The 452-nt window shown below is 54.2% G+C and carries 1 protein-coding gene; it reads left to right on the top strand.

Going from position 1 to position 452, the window contains the following annotated elements; genetic code table 11:
• The coding region (locus GCN74_RS28335; RefSeq protein ID WP_152259713.1) for an IS30 family transposase at positions 1 to 444 on the top strand (444 nt) is incomplete at its 5' end.
• Positions 445 to 452 lie beyond the last annotated feature (8 nt).

The raw sequence follows: 452 nt of genomic DNA, 5'->3' as shown, positions 1-452 counted from the left end.
CTGCCTCGCGAGGAAGGCTACGGATTGATACCTAGGACGAAAAATGGCCCCGCGTTGGCTGGCTATGGAGCTGTCACGATGGCTAATGCGCTCAAGAATACCGTGACGGACATGCCCACCCTTTTGTGGCAGTCATTGACCTGGGATCGTGGCAAAGAACTGTCAGATCATGCCCGCTTCACGGTCGAGTCCGGGGTGAAGGTATTCTTTGCCGACCCGCATAGCCCATGGCAGCGCGGCACAAACGAAAATACGAATGGCCTACTGCGGCAGTACTTCCCAAAGGGTACAGATTTGTCTCGGTGGAGCGCTCAAGAGATTCAAGCCGTTGCTAATGCGCTGAATTCCAGACCCCGGAAAACGCTTGGTTGGAAGTCGCCGGCAGAAGTACTGGACGAATATCTACAATTTGTTCAACAATCTAGTGTTGCGAGGACCGGTTGAATCCGCCC

It is taken from the genome of Janthinobacterium sp. FT14W, from assembly GCF_009208755.1.
GTDB lineage: Bacteria > Pseudomonadota > Gammaproteobacteria > Burkholderiales > Burkholderiaceae_D > Janthinobacterium > Janthinobacterium violaceinigrum.
Note: the sequence above shows the minus strand (reverse complement) of the source record. Positions and strands in the feature narration are given on the sequence as shown.